The organism is Streptomyces calidiresistens (assembly GCF_014141525.1).
Classification (GTDB): Bacteria; Actinomycetota; Actinomycetes; order Streptomycetales; family Streptomycetaceae; genus Streptomyces; species Streptomyces calidiresistens.
Genome location: NZ_VKHS01001351.1, coordinates 1 through 842, shown reverse-complemented (window position 1 = coordinate 842; position 842 = coordinate 1). Strand labels below are relative to the sequence as shown.

At 75.7% G+C, this 842-nt stretch carries 1 protein-coding gene; it reads right to left on the bottom strand.

All coding sequences use genetic code 11. The annotated features are described in order from the left end of the window. Window positions 1–747, bottom strand: a 747-nt coding sequence (locus tag FOE67_RS27260) for a glycoside hydrolase family protein (protein ID WP_182667483.1), incomplete at its 3' end; no start/stop codon positions are given. Between the last annotated feature and the right edge of the window lie 95 nt (window positions 748–842).

Genomic DNA, 842 nt, shown 5'->3' with positions numbered 1-842 from the left:
CTCCCCGCGCCGTTCCCCCGCCAGGTGGGCGGTGTCGCAGGAGAACAGCAGCAGGTGCCGGCCGTCCACGGTGACCGACTGCGGCACCTCCAGGTGCGCGAACCCCGCGCCCGGCGCGCTCAGCGGCTCCCGCACCGTCCAGACCTCCAGGTCCGGGGAGGTGGCGTGGCCGACGACGCCCCGATCCCGCGGGTCGGCGGGCACCCGACCGTCCGCGCCCGGGGTGTCGCGTCCGGTCCGGGCGGTGATCAGCATGTGCCACCCGTCCCCCGACGGGTCCGGGAACACCCACGGGTCGCGCCAGGCCTCCTCGTGCCAGGTCCCCTCGGCGAGGGTCTCGTAGCGCAGCGGGTCGGCGGTCGTCAGCGCGGCCGGCGACCGCTCCCAGGTGACGAGGTCGGTGGACCGGGCCACCCCGATCGTCTCGATGTTCGAGGCGGACCCGGCGTCGGGGAACCGGGAACCGGTGTAGAACATCCGCCACACCCCGTCCGGGCCCCGCACGACACTGCCGGTCCAGGTGGCCGTCTCGTCGAAGGCCCCGGGGCCGCCGGGCCCGAGCACCGGCCCCCGGTCCGACCAGGTCCGCAGGTCCGTGGAGACGGCGTGCCCGATCACGGCGTTGCGGTGCCGCAGGTCCGGGTCGCCGAGCGAACGCGGCGCGTGCAGGTAGAAGAGGTGGAACAGGTCGCCGGAGTCGGCGATCCAGAAGTCCCAGACCCAGTGGTCGTCCAGGGCGAAGGTCACGGAGCTGCTCGATTCGGTGTGAGGGAGCGGACGGCGTCGGCGCGCGCCGACGCCGTCCGCGCGGCGGGGAGCCGGGGCGGGTGCGGGTGGTGCGG